Raw genomic sequence first — 14,104 nt, forward strand, 5'->3', positions numbered from 1 at the left:
CTTGCCCCCGACGGTACCGCTCCTAGGCTGACGGGATGAGCAACCCGGTGAGCGACGAAGCCCGCGTCATCCCTCTGCCCGCACCCAGGGAGCCCCTCTGGCGGGATCTGGTCGGAGAGGTGCTGCGCCGCGAGCGGCAGGCGCAGGAACGCACGCTCAAGGACGTGGCCGACGCGGCCCGGATCTCGCTGCCCTACCTGTCCGAGATCGAGCGGGGCCGCAAGGAGGCCTCGTCCGAGGTGCTCGCCGCCGCCGCTCACGCGCTCGGCCTGGGGCTCGGCGATCTGCTGTCGCTGACCCACGGCGAGCTGGCCCGGCGCACGGCCGAGCGACGCCGGCCCGCCGCCGCACCGCACCGGCCGTACCAGGGGCTCTGCCTGGCCGCCTGACCGGAGTGCCCGGCCGGCCGGGCAGTGCGGCCGACGGCGCGGCCGGGATGCCCCGGGAGCGCCTTCACCCGTTCGGATGGTCCGGAGGGCAGACCGATGAGTTTCGCGCCCCGGCGCGGTCGACACCCGTGACCGCGTTCCACGCCCCGCTCCACCCCCAGGAGGCGCTCATGACCACCGACGGATTCACCACGTGTCTCTGGTTCGACGGCCAGGCGGAGGAGGCCGCGCACCACTACGTGTCCGTCTTCGAGAACTCCGGCATCGGCCGCGTCGTCCGGTGGCCCGAGTCCGGTCCCGGACCGGCCGGTTCCGTGCTGACCGTGGAGTTCACCGCCAACGGCCAGAAGTTCGTCGCGCTCAACGGCGGCCCCGAGTTCACGTTCAACGAGGCGATCTCCTTCCAGATCCTGTGCGCCGACCAGGACGAGATCGACCACTACTGGACGAAGCTCACCGAGAACGGCGGCGAGGGCGGCCCGTGCGGCTGGCTCAAGGACAAGTACGGCGTCTCCTGGCAGGTCGTGTACGCCCCGCTGCTCGACATGATCGGCGACCCGGACCCGGAGAAGGCCGCGCGCGCCACCAAGGCCATGATGGGCATGGGCAAGCTGGACGCGGCGGCCCTGGAGCAGGCGTACGCCGGCGGACAGCCGTAGGGTCCGGCCGCCGTCACCGCGCCCCGGCCTCGGCGAGGATTTCGGCGATCACATGCCGGGAGTTCTCCGCCAGGGCCGGGTTGGTGTCCCAGTAGTACGGCAGCTGGATCAGTGAGATCGACAGCGCCCAGCCCCGTCCGCGCGCCCACTCCGCGTCCCCCGCCCCGACGGCCTTGCGGAAGGTCTCGCGGGCGGTCGCCGGCAGCAGGTTCCAGGCCACGATCAGATCCACGGCGGGATCGCCGACCCCGGCGGTGCCGAAGTCGATGACCGCGCTCAGCCGTCCGCCGTCGACCAGCACGTTCCCCGGGGACAGGTCCGCGTGCGCCCAGGCCGGCGGACCGGAGTGCGCCGGGGCCCGCAGCGCCTCCTCCCACAAGGCCGTCACGGCCCCGGTGTCGATCCGGCCGGTGAGCCGGGCGAGCGCGGCGCGGGTCGGCTCGTCCCGGTCGGCGAGCGGCACGCCCCGGCCGGCGGCCGGCCCGTCGTGCGGGTCGATCCGGCGCAGCGCGCGCACGAACCCCCCCAGCTCCTCGGCGAGCCGCTCCGGTTCCACCACGGCTCCCGCGACCGGATTGTGTCCCTCCAGCCAGCGGTACACGGACCAGGGCCACGGGAAGCCGTCATCGGGTTCGCCCATGCCCAGCGGCTCGGGCACCGCCACCGGCAGCAGCGGGCCGAGCCGGGGCAGCCAGCGGTGCTCGTGCGTGACGTCCGGCACGGCGGAGGGGCGCCGGGGGAGCCGGACCACGAGGTCGCCGCCCAGACGGAACATGGCGTTCTCGGTCCCGGAGGACGCGAGACGCCGTAAGGGCAGCGCGGCCCACTGCGGGAACCGGCGGGCGATCAGTCGTCGGACCAGCGGGGCGTCGAGGGCTACCTCGTCGGCGTGCATCTGCCTGTGGCTGTGGAAGGCACTCATCGCAGCCCATCCCAGCGCCTGGACGCCCTCGCTGTCGACGGGATTTCGCCGGGCTCAGACCCGGTCGGCCACGATGAGCAGGTACTGGAAACTGCCGTTGCGGTACGCGGACAGGAACGTGTCCTCGATGCCGGTGACCAGGTGGTCCGCCTCCCTGCGCAGTTCCCAGTACGGGATGGTGGCCTGCGTCAGGTCTTCCACGTGCACGGGCACCAGCCGGTTGCGGGCCAGCGCGCGGAAGTACGCCGACCGCGGATGGATGTCGCAGATGTAGTGCGCGTTGATCAGCGACACCTCGCGGGAGGCCTGTCCGTAGGTGTCGTTGTAGCAGCCGGTGATCACCACGTAGCGTCCGCCGCGGCGCAGCAGCCGGGCGTGCTCGGCGAAGAGCAGGTCCAGCTCGACGTACATGGTGGACTCGTTGTTCCAGGACGCCGCGTACCCGCCGGTCTCGAAGCCGGTGTCGAGCATGTTGCGGTGGTGGTAGCGCACCTTGCCGTCGATGCCCCGCTTGCGGGCCTGCTCATTGGCGAAGTCGGCCTGCTTGGCGGAGATCGTGACGCCGTCGGCGTGGCAGCCGTACCGCAGGTGCGCCACCACGCTGCCGCCGCCGCGGCCGCAGCCGGCGTCGAAGACCCGGTCCGTGGGGGAGAGCGGCCCGAGGTGGGAGGCGAGCAGTTCGGCCTGGGCGTGTTCGAGCCGGTGCAGTTCGGTGGTGATGCGCTCCCGCCGCAGCGCGCTGTCCGGCTCGTCGAGCACCGAGCGGTCGGCCGCTCCGATCCCGTAGTGGTGGTGGTAGAGGTCGTCGATCTTGCCGAGTTCGAGGTTGACCGGGTTCTCCTCGGCGTTCCAGTAGTCGGCGACGCGGCTCTGGTAAGTGGACTGGGCCGGTACCGGAACGGATGCGGTCCGGGTGACGGGCACGGTCGTCAACGGTGGCTCCTTGCGCAGTTGGCGGTGGTTCGTTCCGTGACAGCGGGCGGTTACCAGTAGTCGGGCAGGTGGTAACGGTGGGAGTTGGTGGCGTGCCACTCGTGGTTGCCGGACACCCAGGCGGCGAGCCCCTGGGCGTAGCGCTCCACGACGGGCGAGGTGCCGGACAGCACGGCGGACTCCTCCTCGAAGGCCTCCATGATCCGGTTGTGGATCTCGACGGACTTCAGATAGGCGGCCTTCAGCCCGCAGCGTTCGTTGGCGGCGACCACCTGCGGCAGGTTCAGGTGGGTCGGATCGCTGGCCAGCTCCTTGGTGAAGGAGTACAGGTCGTTCACGATGGTGGTGGCGTTGCAGGCCAGCGCCGTGATCCGCTGGATCTCGGGGCGGGCGTAGACCTGTTCGGGCACTTCGTAGCCGTCCACCGCGTCGACGATCGACAGACAGGGCCGGAAGTTGTTGAACTGCCGCATCACCAGGTACTCCCACACCCTGGGCGTGTACCGGGTCTCCGCCCAGGCGGCCTCGGCCAGGTAGCCCAGGTGCAGCCGGGCGATGTCGTGCACGAACCGGTCGGTCTGGCTGGGCGTGGCGAACGCGGCGAAGTCGGCGAGGGCGAAGTGGTACGAGCGCAGGGGACCGTCGGCCCGTACGCCCTGACGCCACTCCTCCTCCAGCTCGGGGATGCCGTGGTAGGGGTCGATCGCCGACTGGGCCGTGATCAGCCGCCCGCCGAGCCCGCGGCGGGCGCCGCCCCGGCCCTCGTCCTCCTCGCAGTAGCAGGAGTCGACGACGTTCTCCGCGAGGAGCAGCTTGCCGGCAACGGTCAGGCGGTCCAGGTCGAGGGCGCCGGGATGCTGCAGTACGACGGCCCGGCCGAACTGGAAGCCGGAGAAGTCCCCCTTCCATGCCGCGGGGAACAGGTCGAGGCCGCGCGCCCAGGCCTCCAGCCGGCGGTCGACCTCGGCGGCCTTCGCCGGATCGGCGGGAGCGGCCGGCCGGTGGCGCAGTCCGGGGATCGTCCCGGTGCGCCGGTCCCTGCGCATGCTCCGGGCGATGTCCGGCGGCCCGGGCAGCCGGTACGCGTGGGTCTGTGTGCTCATCGGATGCTCCCGGCCGTCACTCGGCGGTCCGGCCGATCTGGACGTTCTCCAGGATTCCGGCCGCGTCGGGCACCAGGATGGCCAGCGAGTAGTAGGCCGTGACGAGGTAGTTGATGATCGCGGCGCTGTCGATGCCCATGAAGCGGACGTTCAGGCCCGGCTGGAACTCCTCGGGGATGCCGGTCTGGTAGAGGCCGATCACGCCCTGGTCGGCCTCGCCGGTGCGCAGCGCGATGATGCTGCTGGTGTGGTTCTCGGTGATCGGGATCTTGCTGCACGGGAAGATCGGCACGCCTCGCCAGGCGGGCACCTCATGACCGTCGACGCTCGCGGTGCCCGGCACCAGTCCCCGTTTGTTGCACTGCCGGAAGAAGGCCGCGATCGCCTTGGGGTGGGCGAGGAAGACCTTCGTCTTGCGCCGCATCGCCAGCAGTTCGTCCATGTCGTCGGGGGTCGGCGGTCCCGTTAGGCTGCTGATGCGCTGGCCGTAGTCGACGTTGTGCAGGAGTCCGAACTCGCGGTTGTTGACCAGCTCCCACTCCTGCCGCTCGCGGATCTCCTCGACGGTCAGCCTCAGCTGCTGGGCGGTCTGGTCCATCGGGTCGTTGTAGAGGTCGGCCACCCTCGTGTGCACCCGCAACACGGTCTGCGTGAGCGACAACTCGTACTCGCGCGGGGAGAGTTCGTAGTCGACGAAGCCAGCCGGCAGGGTCGGCTCGCCGACGTGCCCGGCCTGCACGGGCAGCTCCGCCTCACCTTTGCGGTTCATCGGCCGGCCCTGCCGCTCGACGTACGCCCGCAGGTGCGCCGCGAGGGAGGGCACCCGCGCGGTGTACTCCTCCACGACCGCCCAGGGCAGCGCCAGCACCACACCCGCGGTCTCCGCCCGGACGGAGGTCAGCCACAGCGGATCGGACTGGCCGACCGCCTCGTCGCCCATCTGGTCGCCGTTGGTGACGACGCCGACGATCTCCTCGTCGCCGTACTTTCCGTTGGCGTACCGGGTGAAGCGCCCGTGCGCCACGAGGTACGCCTCGGTGACCGGCTGCCCCGCCTCGAACAGCACCTGGCCCGCGCGCACCTCCCGGCACTGGAAGCGGGTGGCGATCTCCCGCAGCACGTCGGTGTCGGGATAGCCGCGCAGGATCGGCAGCTCGGTCAGGGTCTCGGGAATCACCCGGACGTCGTCCGCGCCGTTCTGCTCGAAGTGCACGCGCCCGCGACCGGTGCGCAGCTGCAGACGCCGGTTGACCCGGTAGGCGCCGCCCTTGACGTCCACCCACGGCAGGGTCTTCAGCAGCCATCGCGAGGTGATGGCCTGCATCTGCGGTTCGGATTTGGTGGTGGTCGTGAGCTGCCGGGCCGCCCGGGTGCTCAGGCTGGTGAGCCGGGCGTCGGCCGGCGTGCCGGGATCGGGTTCGTCGACTGCGGAACCGGTGGCGATGTCCGGAGTGGACACATTCCCTCCTGCAAACAGGCGGACGGGGATGGTGCGGATCGGTCGGTGGTGCGCGGGATGCCGCTGTGCTCGGAACAGCCAAACAGGACGCGTGGTGTCCCGGTACAGCGTGAAAGGGGCGGTTTTGATCACCGTGTGGTGTAAACCTGCGTGAGGAGCGTTCTGTGGCGGTTGTGCTGATCGCGCGCCGATCTTGTGCCCCCGCGCCCGGCTTTCCCCGAGTTTGCGGCTCCGGGCGTTCGGCGAGCGGGGCGTCGACGGGGTGGCTAGCGTGAGGTAGCGGGACCCCAGCTGACCGAGAGGGCTTCGATCATGGCCGTGCAACCCGAGGGAACGCCCTGTTGGGCCGATGCGATGTTCAGCGACGTCGAGGGAGCCAAGCGGTTCTACGGTGACGTCCTCGGCTGGACCTTCGGCGAGTCGTCGTCGGAGTACGGCAACTACACACAGGCCTATGCGGACGGCAAGGCCGTCGCCGCCGTCGTCCCGCCGATGCCCGGCCAGGAGGGCCAGTCGCAGTGGTGCCTGTACTTGGCCTCGCCGGACGCCGCGGCCACCGCGGAGAAGATCCGGCAGAACGGCGGCGAGATGCTGATGGAGCCGATGCAGGTCGGCGAGTTCGGCACCATGTGCCTGGCCCGGGAGCCCAGCGGGGCCGTGTTCGGCGTGTGGCAGGCGGGCACCCACGAGGGCTTCGAGACGACGGCCACGCCCGGCGCCTACTGCTGGGCCGAGGTCTTCACCAGGGAGCCGGAGCAGGCGGACGCCTTCCTCTCGGCCGTCTTCCCGTACCGGATGAAGGAGATCGAGGACGACGCGGTCGACTTCCGGATGTTCGACGTCGGCGGGGACACCGTCCTCGGCCGGATGCGGATGACGGACGACTTCCCGCCCGAGGTGCCGTCGTACATCAATGTCTACTTCGCCGTCGACGACTGCGACGCCGCCGTCGACCGGGCGGTCAAGCTCGGCGGGATCCTCCGCTTCGGGCCGATGAGCAGCCCCTTCGGCCGGTTCGCGGCGCTGAGCGACCCGCAGGGCGCGAACTTCTCGGTGATCGACATCACGACCACCGAGGGCGAGATGCCGAAGGTCAAGGACGTCTGAACCGGTCCCGGAACGGCGCTGCCTGCGGCCGTGGCATGATCGAGGACATGCGTGAACGTGTGGTGGCCGCGTGCGACGGGGCTTCGAAAGGAAACCCCGGACCGGCCGGATGGGCGTGGGTGGTCTCGGACGGCGACGAGCGGACCCCCGCGCGCTGGGCGGCCGGCCCGCTCGGCCGGGCCACCAACAACGTCGCCGAGCTGACGGCCCTGGAGCAGTTGCTCGCGGCCGTCGACCCGGACGTGCCGCTGGAGATCCGGATGGACTCCCAGTACGCGATGAAGGCCGTCACCACCTGGCTGCCCGGCTGGAAGCGAAACGGCTGGAAGACCGCCGCCGGCAAGCCCGTCGCCAACCAGGACCTGGTGGTCCGCATCGACGAGCTCCTCGGCGGCCGGTCCGTCGAGTTCCGCTACGTGCCCGCCCACCAGGTCGACGGCGATCCGCTGAACGACTTCGCCGACCGCGCGGCCAGCCAGGCGGCCTCCGTCCAGGAGGCGGCCGGCAGCGCGCTCGGCTCGCCGGAGCCTCCGCCGTCGCCCGACACCCCGAAGGCGGCCGGGGCACCGCGCGCGAAGGCGCCCCGCCGCACCGGCGGCGCCGCGTCCGCCCGCACGATCAAGGCGAAGTTCCCCGGCCGCTGCCAGTGCGGCCGGCCCTACGCGGCCGGCGAGAAGATCGCCAAGAACGCGCAGGGCTGGGGCCACCCGGAGTGCCGTACCGCCGAGGCCTGATCAGACGTCGAACGTGTAGAACTTGGTGTGATCCAGCAGGTCCGCCGGGCGCACGGTGTTCCACGGCTTCATGGTGTCGTTCAGGTCCACCACGTCCGGCGTGCCGCCCGTCGGCACATAGCCCACGCCCGGGTGCCGCCGCTGCCACTCCGACCAGAGCTTGTCGATGTAGGCGTGGTGCAGCCAGAACACCGGGTCGTTGGGGGAGACCCCGGTGGCCATCTGCCCGCCGACCCACACGTGCACGCGGTTGTGCAGGTTGACCCCGCGCCAGCCCTCCAGGTGGTTGCGGAAGCCGTCCGAGGAGCTGTTGTACGGCGCCATGTCGTACGTCGCCATGGACAGCACCGACTCCACCTCGGCACGCGTGGGCAGCTCCCGCACGCTGGTGCCGAGCGAGCGGCGCAGGAACGTACGGCTGTCGACCCGCACGTTGATTGGCCAGTTGCCCGTGGACGCGGCGAACGGGCCGTCCATCACCCGGCCGTCGGTGCTGCGTCCGGTGCCGCCGAGGAAGTCCGGTGCCCACAGCGAGGCGCGCACCGTGCGGTCGGTGCTCCAGTCCCAGTAGGGCAGCGCCACCGAGGAGTCCACGGACTGCAGAGCCTGCTCGAAGTCGAGCAGGAATCTGCGGTGCCAGGGCAGGAAGGACGGGGAGCGGTGGCCGGTCCGCTCGCCGGTGTCGGTGTCCGACATGATGAACTCGTTGTGCGTGCGGACGAAGTCGTCGTAGCGCCCGCTGCGCTTGAGTTCGAGGACGGCGGCGACGAACCGCTTCTTCTCGTCGGCGGTGAGGGTGGCCTGGTTCTTGCGTACGGTCATGGTGCGCGGTGCTCCGGAAGTCCTTGCGGGGGCGGTCAGTTGGCGGGGAACGGCAGCAGCGGTGCGCCCTGCAGCTCGTCCACCGCGGCACGGGCGGCGGCGCGCGGAGTGGGCACCGGGTCGTAGTGGCTGACGACGCTGATCCAGCTGCCGTCGGCGTTCTGCATCACGTGCAGTTGCACGCCGTCGACGAACACCGCGTAGCCGCCGCCGTGTTCGTGGTGGTGTCCGCCGCCGCTCGCCGGACGGCCCTGTATCCGGCGGCCCTTGTAGACCTCGTCGAAGGAGCCGGGGGTGGTGGGCATGTGGTGGCCGGCGGCCGACGCGGCGGGCGCGGCGAGGGTGGCGACCGAGGCCGTCGCGGCGACGGCGGCTGCCGCGGTGAGCGCGCGGCGCCGGGTGATGTCGGGCATGCGGGTCCTCCTCAGGAGTGGTCCAGTGGTGACCACGCATGCCTATCGGGACGTTCCGGAGCGGAAGAAATCATCCGGAACCGGTTGGCTACGATCCGGACAATTAACCACATGTCGTACAGAGTTGAACTAAGATGATCTTGCTGTGACGGTGGGTCGATCCGCTCCGGAACGGGGAATTCCTTGCCGAGGGGCCCCGGTTTCCGATGATCCTTTCCGGTCGCCGTCCGTCCGAGTGGCGCCGCTCACCACGCCAAACTGGCGCGATCGGGCGGGCCGCAGCCCTGCTACTCTCCGGTGCCGTCCGACCACGTCCGGTGACTGTCAGGGGTGTGCGTATGAAGGTCGTCTGCGTCGGAGGCGGGCCCGCGGGCCTGTACCTCGCCATCCTGCTCAAGCGGCAGGACCCGTCCCATGACATCACCGTCCATGAACGCAACCCGGAGGGTTCCACCTACGGCTGGGGTGTCACGTACTGGCGCGGACTCCTCGACAAGCTCCAGGAGCACGACCCGGAATCGGTGCGCGCGATCGAGGAGCACTCCGTGCGCTGGACCGACGGCGTCGCCCGCGTCGGCGACCTGACCACCCGGCACCGGGGCGACGAGGGCTTCGGGATCGGCCGGCACCGGCTGCTCGGCCTGCTCGCCGGCCGCGCCCGCGCCCTCGGTGTCCGCCTGGAGTTCGAGAGCGAGCTGACGGAGCCGCCCGCCGGCGCCGACCTCGTCGTCGCGGCCGACGGCGTGCACAGCGCCCTGCGCACCCGCGCGGCCGGCCACTTCGGCACCCGCGTCACCGCCGGCCGCAACCACTACATCTGGCTCGGCACCACCAAGGTCTTCGACGCCTTCACCTTCGCCTTCACCGAGACCGAGCACGGCTGGATCTGGGCCTACGGCTACGGCTACAGCGGCAACCACAGCACCTGCGTCGTCGAGTGCTCCCCGCAGACCTTCACCGGCCTCGGCCTGGACCGGGCCGACGAGGCCGAAGGACTCGCCCTGCTGGAGAAGCTCTTCGCCGACGTCCTCGACGGTCACCCCCTCATCGCCCGCTCCGGCGCCTCCTGGCTGACCTTCCGCACCCTCACCAACCGGACCTGGCACCACGGCAACGTGGTCCTGCTCGGCGACGCGGCCCACACCACCCACTACTCCATCGGCGCCGGCACCAGCCTCGCCGTGGAGGACGCCATGTGCCTGGCCGGCGCCCTGCGCGACCACGCCGGCCTGCCCGAGGCCCTCGCCGCCTACGAGCGCCGGCGCCAGGCCGACCTGCTGTCCGTGCAGAGCGCGGCCCGCTACAGCGCCCAGTGGTACGAGAACCTGCCCCGCTACATCCACCTGCCCCCGCACCGGATGTTCGCCCTGCTCGGCCAGCGCCACTCGCCGCTGCTGCCCTACCTCCCGCCGCAGCTGTACTACGGCCTGGACAAGGCGGCCGGACAACTGGAGCCGCTGCGCAGGCTCAAGCGCTGGCTCGGCCCCCGCGCCGCCCGCGCCCTGCACGCCCGCTCCACGGCCCGCCGGGGCTAGCCGCTCTTCCTCCGACCCCCGCCGGCTCGCCCCACCCGGCACAACCCGGCCTGATGCCGGGGCTCCCCGTTCGGGCGAAGAAACGTTGGTGAATACCCATTCACTCGATAAGGTGAATGGGTATTCACCTCGTCACCGTGCCGCCCGCAGGAGCGCCGATGGACCAGCCAGCACCCATACCCCCGCGGCCCCGGCTGCGCGACCGGCTCACCGTCCCGGTCCTGGCGTCGGGCGGCATCCTCATGGCGGTCATGCAGACCGTGGTCGTCCCGCTCCTGCCCGACCTGCCCCGGCTCACCGGCGCGTCGGCCGCCACCGTCTCCTGGACGGTCACCGCGACCCTGCTCTCCGGCGCCGTCCTCACCCCCGTGCTCGGCCGGGCCGGCGACATGTACGGCAAGCGCCGGGTACTCACCGCCGCGCTCGCCCTGATGACCGTCGGCTCCGTGATGTGCGCGCTCTCCTCCGACATCGGCGTCCTCATCGCCGCCCGCGCGCTCCAGGGCGCCGCCGCCTCCGTGGTCCCGCTCTCCATCAGCATCCTGCGCGACGAACTCCCGCCCGAGCGCCGGGGCTCGGCGGTGGCGCTGATGAGTTCGACCGTCGGCATCGGCGCCGCGCTCGGCCTGCCGCTCGCCGCGCTGGTCGTGCAGTACGCCGACTGGCACACCATGTTCTGGCTGACCAGCGCCCTGGGCACGCTGGGTGTCGCGGCGACCTGGTGGGCGGTGCCGGAGTCGCCGCTGCGCGAGCCCGGCCGGTTCGACGTCGCCGGCGCGCTCGGCCTCGCCGCCGGGCTGGTCTGCCTGCTGCTCGGCGTCTCCCAGGGCGGCACCTGGGGCTGGGGGAGCGCACGGGTCCTCGCACTGTTCCTCGGGGCGGCCGTCGTCCTCGCCCTGTGGTGCCGGCAGCAGCTCCGCACCGCACGGCCGTTGGTCGATCTGCGGCTGGTCACCCGGCCGCGGGTGGGCCTGTCCCATGTGGCGGCCCTGCTGACCGGGTTCGCCTTCTACGCCAACTCGCTGGTCACCGCCCAGCTGGTGCAGGCGCCGAAGGCCACCGGGTACGGCCTCGGCCTGTCCATCGTCGCCACCGGGCTCTGCCTGCTGCCCGGCGGCGTCACCATGCTGCTGTTCTCGCCGCTGTCGGCCCGTATCTCGGCCGTGCGCGGCCCGCGGATCACGCTCGCGCTGGGCGCCGCCGTCATCGCCTGCGGGTACGCGCTCCGCATCGCCGACAGCCGCGACCTGTGGATGATCATCCTGGGCGCCACCGTGGTGGCGACCGGCACCACGCTCGCCTACTCCGCGCTGCCGACCCTGATCCTGCGCGCCGTACCGGCCGCCCAGACCGCCTCAGCCAACGGCGTCAACGTCCTCATGCGGACCATCGGCCAGGCCGTCTCCAGCGCGGCCGTCGCCGCCGTCCTCGTCCACCACAGCAGCCCCCTCGGCGGCGTCCCCGTGCCCACCCTGCACGGCTACCTGCTCGCCTTCGCCCTGGCCGGCACCGTCGCCCTCGCGGCCTGCGCGGCGGCCCTGTCCATCCCCGGCGACGGCCCCGCCCGCGGCACCCGGCGGGACCGCGGCGCCCCCCGGGGCACCCGCGACGAGGCTTTGGAGGGAGCATGAGGACCATGACCACGCCACCCGGTCAGGCGCCCGCCCCCGCACGCCGGGACGCGGAGGCCACCAAGGCCGCCATCCTGAAGGCCGCCCGCCACCTCCTGGCCCGGCACGCGCACGCCGACATCACCCTCAAGGCCGTCGCCGAGCGGGCCGGGGTCAGCCCGCCGCTGATCCTGAAGTACTTCGGCAACAAGGACGCCCTGTTCGCCCGCGTGATGTCCTTCGACACCGACGCCGACGACCTGCTCGACGCCCCGCTGGACGACCTCGGCCGGCACATGGTCCGGCACGTGGTCTCCAGCCAGCGCGAGCGGGGCGCCGATCCGCTGCTGCGCATCGCCTTCGCCCCGCTGCACGGCGACCACGGCGAGGTGCTGCGGGCCAACTTCCGCGCCCAGGTGACCGAACGCCTCGCCGCCCGGCTCACCGGCCCCGACGCGGGCCTGCGCGCCGAACTCGCCGTCGCCGCCCTCGTCGGCCTCGGCGTGATGTACGGCATCGCCCGCGGCCCGCACCTGCGCGGCACCGACGCCGACGCCCTCGCCGACCGCTACGGGCCCGTCGTACAGGCGCAGCTCACGCCCGGGCGGTGAGTCACCGCAAAAGCCGGTCGAGGAAGCCGTTCCCGAACACCCGGTGCGGGTCGAGACGGTCGAGGACGGCGACCGCCCGCCCCCACACGTCCGCGCCGAACGAACCCGGCACGGCCGTACCGAGCACCCGTGCGTCGCTCCAGGCCGCGTCGGCGGTGTAGCCCCAGCCCTTCGACCACTCCACACGCGCGAGCGCGTACCCGCCGTCGTAGCGGCCGAGCAGGAAGTCCTCCAGCTCGCTCAGGAACGCCTCGGCGTACGGCGTGCCCGGCAGGGTCAGCACGTCCAGCCAGACCGCGGTGTCCCACTCGGGGTGTGCCGCGCTCGGCCGCAGCGCGGACAGCAGCGGGGCGCGCGCGCCCCGGACGCCCGTCTCGGCCGGGTCGTCGAGGCCCGTCACCCGGATCTCCACCGAGCCGTTGACCGGGAAACGGCCGCGGGCCGCGTAGGCGGCGAGCCGCTCCCGGTAGTACCGGGTGAACTCGTGCACCACCCGCTGCACCCCGGCCCGCGAGGTGAGCACCGCGTACCCGTTCGCCGTCACCCGCAGCGTGGTCGGCCGCAGGTACAGCAGCGTGTTCTTCGACGGCCCCCACAGGTCGGCCGACGCCGTCGCGGCCAGGCCGAAGCGGGCCACCTGGAGCTGCGCCGCACCCAGCACCGGCGCCAGGTACCAGGCCGCGCCGGCGACGAGCCGTCCCACCAGATCGGCGACCGGCTCCGGGACGCGGTCGGAGAACGGGTAGTTGTACGGCGAGGTGACGTGCCGGGAGCCGGCCGGCCGGACCGGGGCCACGCTCCATTCCTTCAGCCACGGGAACTCGGTGAAGGCGAACCAGATCGCCTCCACCCGGCCCGAGCGGCGCAGGAAGGACTCCAGGGTGCGCCCGCCGGAACCGGGTGCCGCGAACAGCTCGCGGGCCGGGACGTCGGTACGGCTGACGCAGCGCAGACTGCTGTCCGGGCCGGCCCGCAGCACCACCTCGGTGACGAAGGACCGGCCGAGGTGGGTCAGCAGCGCGGCGCAGTCAGCCTCGTCACGGCGGAACGTGCGCAGCACATAGGCCCCGCTGTCCGCGTCCCACACCACCGCCGTCAGCTCCAGCACCCGGTTGCTGAGCGACCCGTACATGCCACCGGGCGGCGGGTGTTCGCCGTCGGCCGGTACGGCGGTGCCGTGCGCGTCGATCGCCAGCGCGCCGCCCAGGCTCAGGTCGCCGGGCGCGGGGGTCGCGGTCAGCCCCAGACCGTGCTTCTCCAGGAAGGCGAGCAGGGCCTCCAGGGTGACGCCGGCGCCGGCGCGGACCGCCGTGGCTGACTCCCGTGCGAGGCCCGTCAGGCGGCGCGTGGTGTCGACGAGCAGGACTCGGGTGGCGGCGCTCGTCCCCTCGGTGACCGTGAGCGGCGACCAGCCGTGCGAGCAGCCCCGGGCGCGGACCCGCCAGCCGTGGCGCCAGGCCCAGTTCACGACCGCGAGCAGCTGTTCCGGGCTGTCCGGGGCGCAGGCCCACAGTCCCGCGGCGGTGATCTCGCCCACCCAGTTGCGGTAGGCCGTGCGGTAGAGCGTCACCCGGTCCGGGAACCCGGGGAGTTCGGCCGCGGCCACGGCGGGATCCGCCGCGACGAGCACCGGTGCGGCGGCCAGCACGGCGCCGGTGCGCAGCAGCACACGGCGGTTCACTGCACGATCGTTCACGCGGTCACGCTAGGGGCTGCCCGTACGACGTCCGCCGTCCGTCGACGTGTCTCACCCGTCCGGGTGAGGTCCGCGGGCGGAGCGGTGCATTCCGCGGGGCGCGGCGGAGCC

14 protein-coding genes are annotated in these 14,104 nt (G+C 72.2%); 7 read left to right on the forward strand and 7 right to left on the reverse strand.

Annotated elements, in window-relative coordinates; translation table 11 throughout:
* Positions 1 to 35 precede the first annotated feature (35 nt).
* Positions 36 to 389, forward strand: coding sequence for a helix-turn-helix domain-containing protein (locus tag ACIP4Y_RS30810; protein ID WP_401398935.1), 354 nt, complete (start codon positions 36 to 38; stop codon positions 387 to 389).
* Between the two features lie 170 nt (positions 390 to 559).
* Positions 560 to 1,048, forward strand: a complete 489-nt coding sequence (locus ACIP4Y_RS30815) for a VOC family protein (protein ID WP_358644850.1) — start codon at positions 560 to 562, stop codon at positions 1,046 to 1,048.
* 13 nt (positions 1,049 to 1,061) lie between these two features.
* On the opposite strand, the gene ACIP4Y_RS30820 is transcribed toward ACIP4Y_RS30815, so the two are convergent.
* From ACIP4Y_RS30820 to ACIP4Y_RS30835, 4 genes are read right to left on the reverse strand one after another with little or no spacing between them, the layout of a single operon-like run.
* Positions 1,062 to 1,970, reverse strand: coding sequence for an aminoglycoside phosphotransferase family protein (locus ACIP4Y_RS30820; RefSeq protein WP_401398936.1), 909 nt, complete (start codon positions 1,968 to 1,970; stop codon positions 1,062 to 1,064).
* A gap of 54 nt (positions 1,971 to 2,024) precedes the next feature.
* Positions 2,025 to 2,903, reverse strand: coding sequence for a geranyl diphosphate 2-C-methyltransferase (locus ACIP4Y_RS30825; protein WP_401398937.1), 879 nt, complete (start codon positions 2,901 to 2,903; stop codon positions 2,025 to 2,027).
* 50 nt (positions 2,904 to 2,953) lie between these two features.
* Positions 2,954 to 4,006, reverse strand: coding sequence for a family 2 encapsulin nanocompartment cargo protein terpene cyclase (locus ACIP4Y_RS30830; protein WP_401398938.1), 1,053 nt, complete (start codon positions 4,004 to 4,006; stop codon positions 2,954 to 2,956).
* Positions 4,007 to 4,022: 16 nt separating this feature from the next.
* The gene (locus ACIP4Y_RS30835) at positions 4,023 to 5,465 is read right to left on the reverse strand and encodes a family 2B encapsulin nanocompartment shell protein (protein WP_401398939.1); all 1,443 of its coding nucleotides are present in this window, start codon (positions 5,463 to 5,465) and stop codon (positions 4,023 to 4,025) included.
* Between the two features lie 312 nt (positions 5,466 to 5,777).
* Between ACIP4Y_RS30835 and ACIP4Y_RS30840 the strand changes: the two genes are divergently transcribed.
* Together ACIP4Y_RS30840 and ACIP4Y_RS30845 are read left to right on the forward strand one after the other, a co-directional pair.
* On the forward strand, positions 5,778 to 6,572 hold the full coding sequence (locus ACIP4Y_RS30840) for a VOC family protein (RefSeq protein ID WP_401398940.1): 795 nt from the start codon (positions 5,778 to 5,780) through the stop codon (positions 6,570 to 6,572).
* Positions 6,573 to 6,607: 35 nt separating this feature from the next.
* Positions 6,608 to 7,306 carry a ribonuclease H gene (locus ACIP4Y_RS30845; protein WP_401398941.1) on the forward strand — a complete coding sequence of 233 codons (699 nt, stop codon included), beginning with the start codon at positions 6,608 to 6,610 and terminating at the stop codon, positions 7,304 to 7,306.
* On the opposite strand, the gene ACIP4Y_RS30850 is transcribed toward ACIP4Y_RS30845, so the two are convergent.
* Positions 7,307 to 8,128 (reverse strand): tyrosinase family protein, encoded by an 822-nt coding sequence (locus ACIP4Y_RS30850; RefSeq protein ID WP_358644858.1) that lies wholly within the window; start codon positions 8,126 to 8,128, stop codon positions 7,307 to 7,309. It lies immediately after the preceding gene.
* A 35-nt stretch (positions 8,129 to 8,163) separates the two neighbouring features.
* The gene (locus tag ACIP4Y_RS30855) at positions 8,164 to 8,541 is read right to left on the reverse strand and encodes a tyrosinase cofactor (RefSeq protein WP_401398942.1); all 378 of its coding nucleotides are present in this window, start codon (positions 8,539 to 8,541) and stop codon (positions 8,164 to 8,166) included.
* 338 nt (positions 8,542 to 8,879) lie between these two features.
* Here ACIP4Y_RS30855 and ACIP4Y_RS30860 point away from each other — a divergent pair, with 338 nt between their 5' ends.
* The 3 genes from ACIP4Y_RS30860 to ACIP4Y_RS30870 all read left to right on the forward strand — a co-directional run bounded on the left by ACIP4Y_RS30860 (position 8,880) and on the right by ACIP4Y_RS30870 (position 12,297).
* On the forward strand, positions 8,880 to 10,076 hold the full coding sequence (locus ACIP4Y_RS30860) for an FAD-dependent monooxygenase (protein ID WP_401398943.1): 1,197 nt from the start codon (positions 8,880 to 8,882) through the stop codon (positions 10,074 to 10,076).
* Positions 10,077 to 10,234: 158 nt separating this feature from the next.
* Positions 10,235 to 11,707 (forward strand): MFS transporter, encoded by a 1,473-nt coding sequence (locus tag ACIP4Y_RS30865; protein ID WP_401398944.1) that lies wholly within the window; start codon positions 10,235 to 10,237, stop codon positions 11,705 to 11,707.
* A complete protein-coding gene (locus ACIP4Y_RS30870) occupies positions 11,704 to 12,297 on the forward strand; it encodes a TetR family transcriptional regulator (protein ID WP_401398945.1) in 594 nt (197 codons plus the stop codon). The genes ACIP4Y_RS30865 and ACIP4Y_RS30870 overlap by 4 nt, the downstream gene beginning before the upstream one ends.
* Position 12,298: 1 nt before the next feature.
* On the opposite strand, the gene ACIP4Y_RS30875 is transcribed toward ACIP4Y_RS30870, so the two are convergent.
* Positions 12,299 to 13,993 (reverse strand): cholesterol oxidase substrate-binding domain-containing protein, encoded by a 1,695-nt coding sequence (locus tag ACIP4Y_RS30875; RefSeq protein WP_401398946.1) that lies wholly within the window; start codon positions 13,991 to 13,993, stop codon positions 12,299 to 12,301.
* Positions 13,994 to 14,104: the final 111 nt, after the last annotated feature.

It is taken from the genome of Streptomyces sp. NPDC088810, from assembly GCF_044750305.1.
In the GTDB taxonomy this organism is placed as follows: domain Bacteria; phylum Actinomycetota; class Actinomycetes; order Streptomycetales; family Streptomycetaceae; genus Streptomyces.

Coding starts and splice junctions, on each gene's coding strand:
- ACIP4Y_RS30810 (WP_401398935.1), top strand. CDS start 36: ATGAGCAACCCGGTGAGCGACGAAGCCCGCGTCATCCCTCTGCCCGCA.
- ACIP4Y_RS30815 (WP_358644850.1), top strand. CDS start 560: ATGACCACCGACGGATTCACCACGTGTCTCTGGTTCGACGGCCAGGCG.
- ACIP4Y_RS30820 (WP_401398936.1), bottom strand. CDS start 1,970: ATGAGTGCCTTCCACAGCCACAGGCAGATGCACGCCGACGAGGTAGCC.
- ACIP4Y_RS30830 (WP_401398938.1), bottom strand. CDS start 4,006: ATGAGCACACAGACCCACGCGTACCGGCTGCCCGGGCCGCCGGACATC.
- ACIP4Y_RS30840 (WP_401398940.1), top strand. CDS start 5,778: ATGGCCGTGCAACCCGAGGGAACGCCCTGTTGGGCCGATGCGATGTTC.
- ACIP4Y_RS30845 (WP_401398941.1), top strand. CDS start 6,608: ATGATCGAGGACATGCGTGAACGTGTGGTGGCCGCGTGCGACGGGGCT.
- ACIP4Y_RS30850 (WP_358644858.1), bottom strand. CDS start 8,128: ATGACCGTACGCAAGAACCAGGCCACCCTCACCGCCGACGAGAAGAAG.
- ACIP4Y_RS30855 (WP_401398942.1), bottom strand. CDS start 8,541: ATGCCCGACATCACCCGGCGCCGCGCGCTCACCGCGGCAGCCGCCGTC.
- ACIP4Y_RS30860 (WP_401398943.1), top strand. CDS start 8,880: ATGAAGGTCGTCTGCGTCGGAGGCGGGCCCGCGGGCCTGTACCTCGCC.
- ACIP4Y_RS30865 (WP_401398944.1), top strand. CDS start 10,235: ATGGACCAGCCAGCACCCATACCCCCGCGGCCCCGGCTGCGCGACCGG.
- ACIP4Y_RS30870 (WP_401398945.1), top strand. CDS start 11,704: ATGAGGACCATGACCACGCCACCCGGTCAGGCGCCCGCCCCCGCACGC.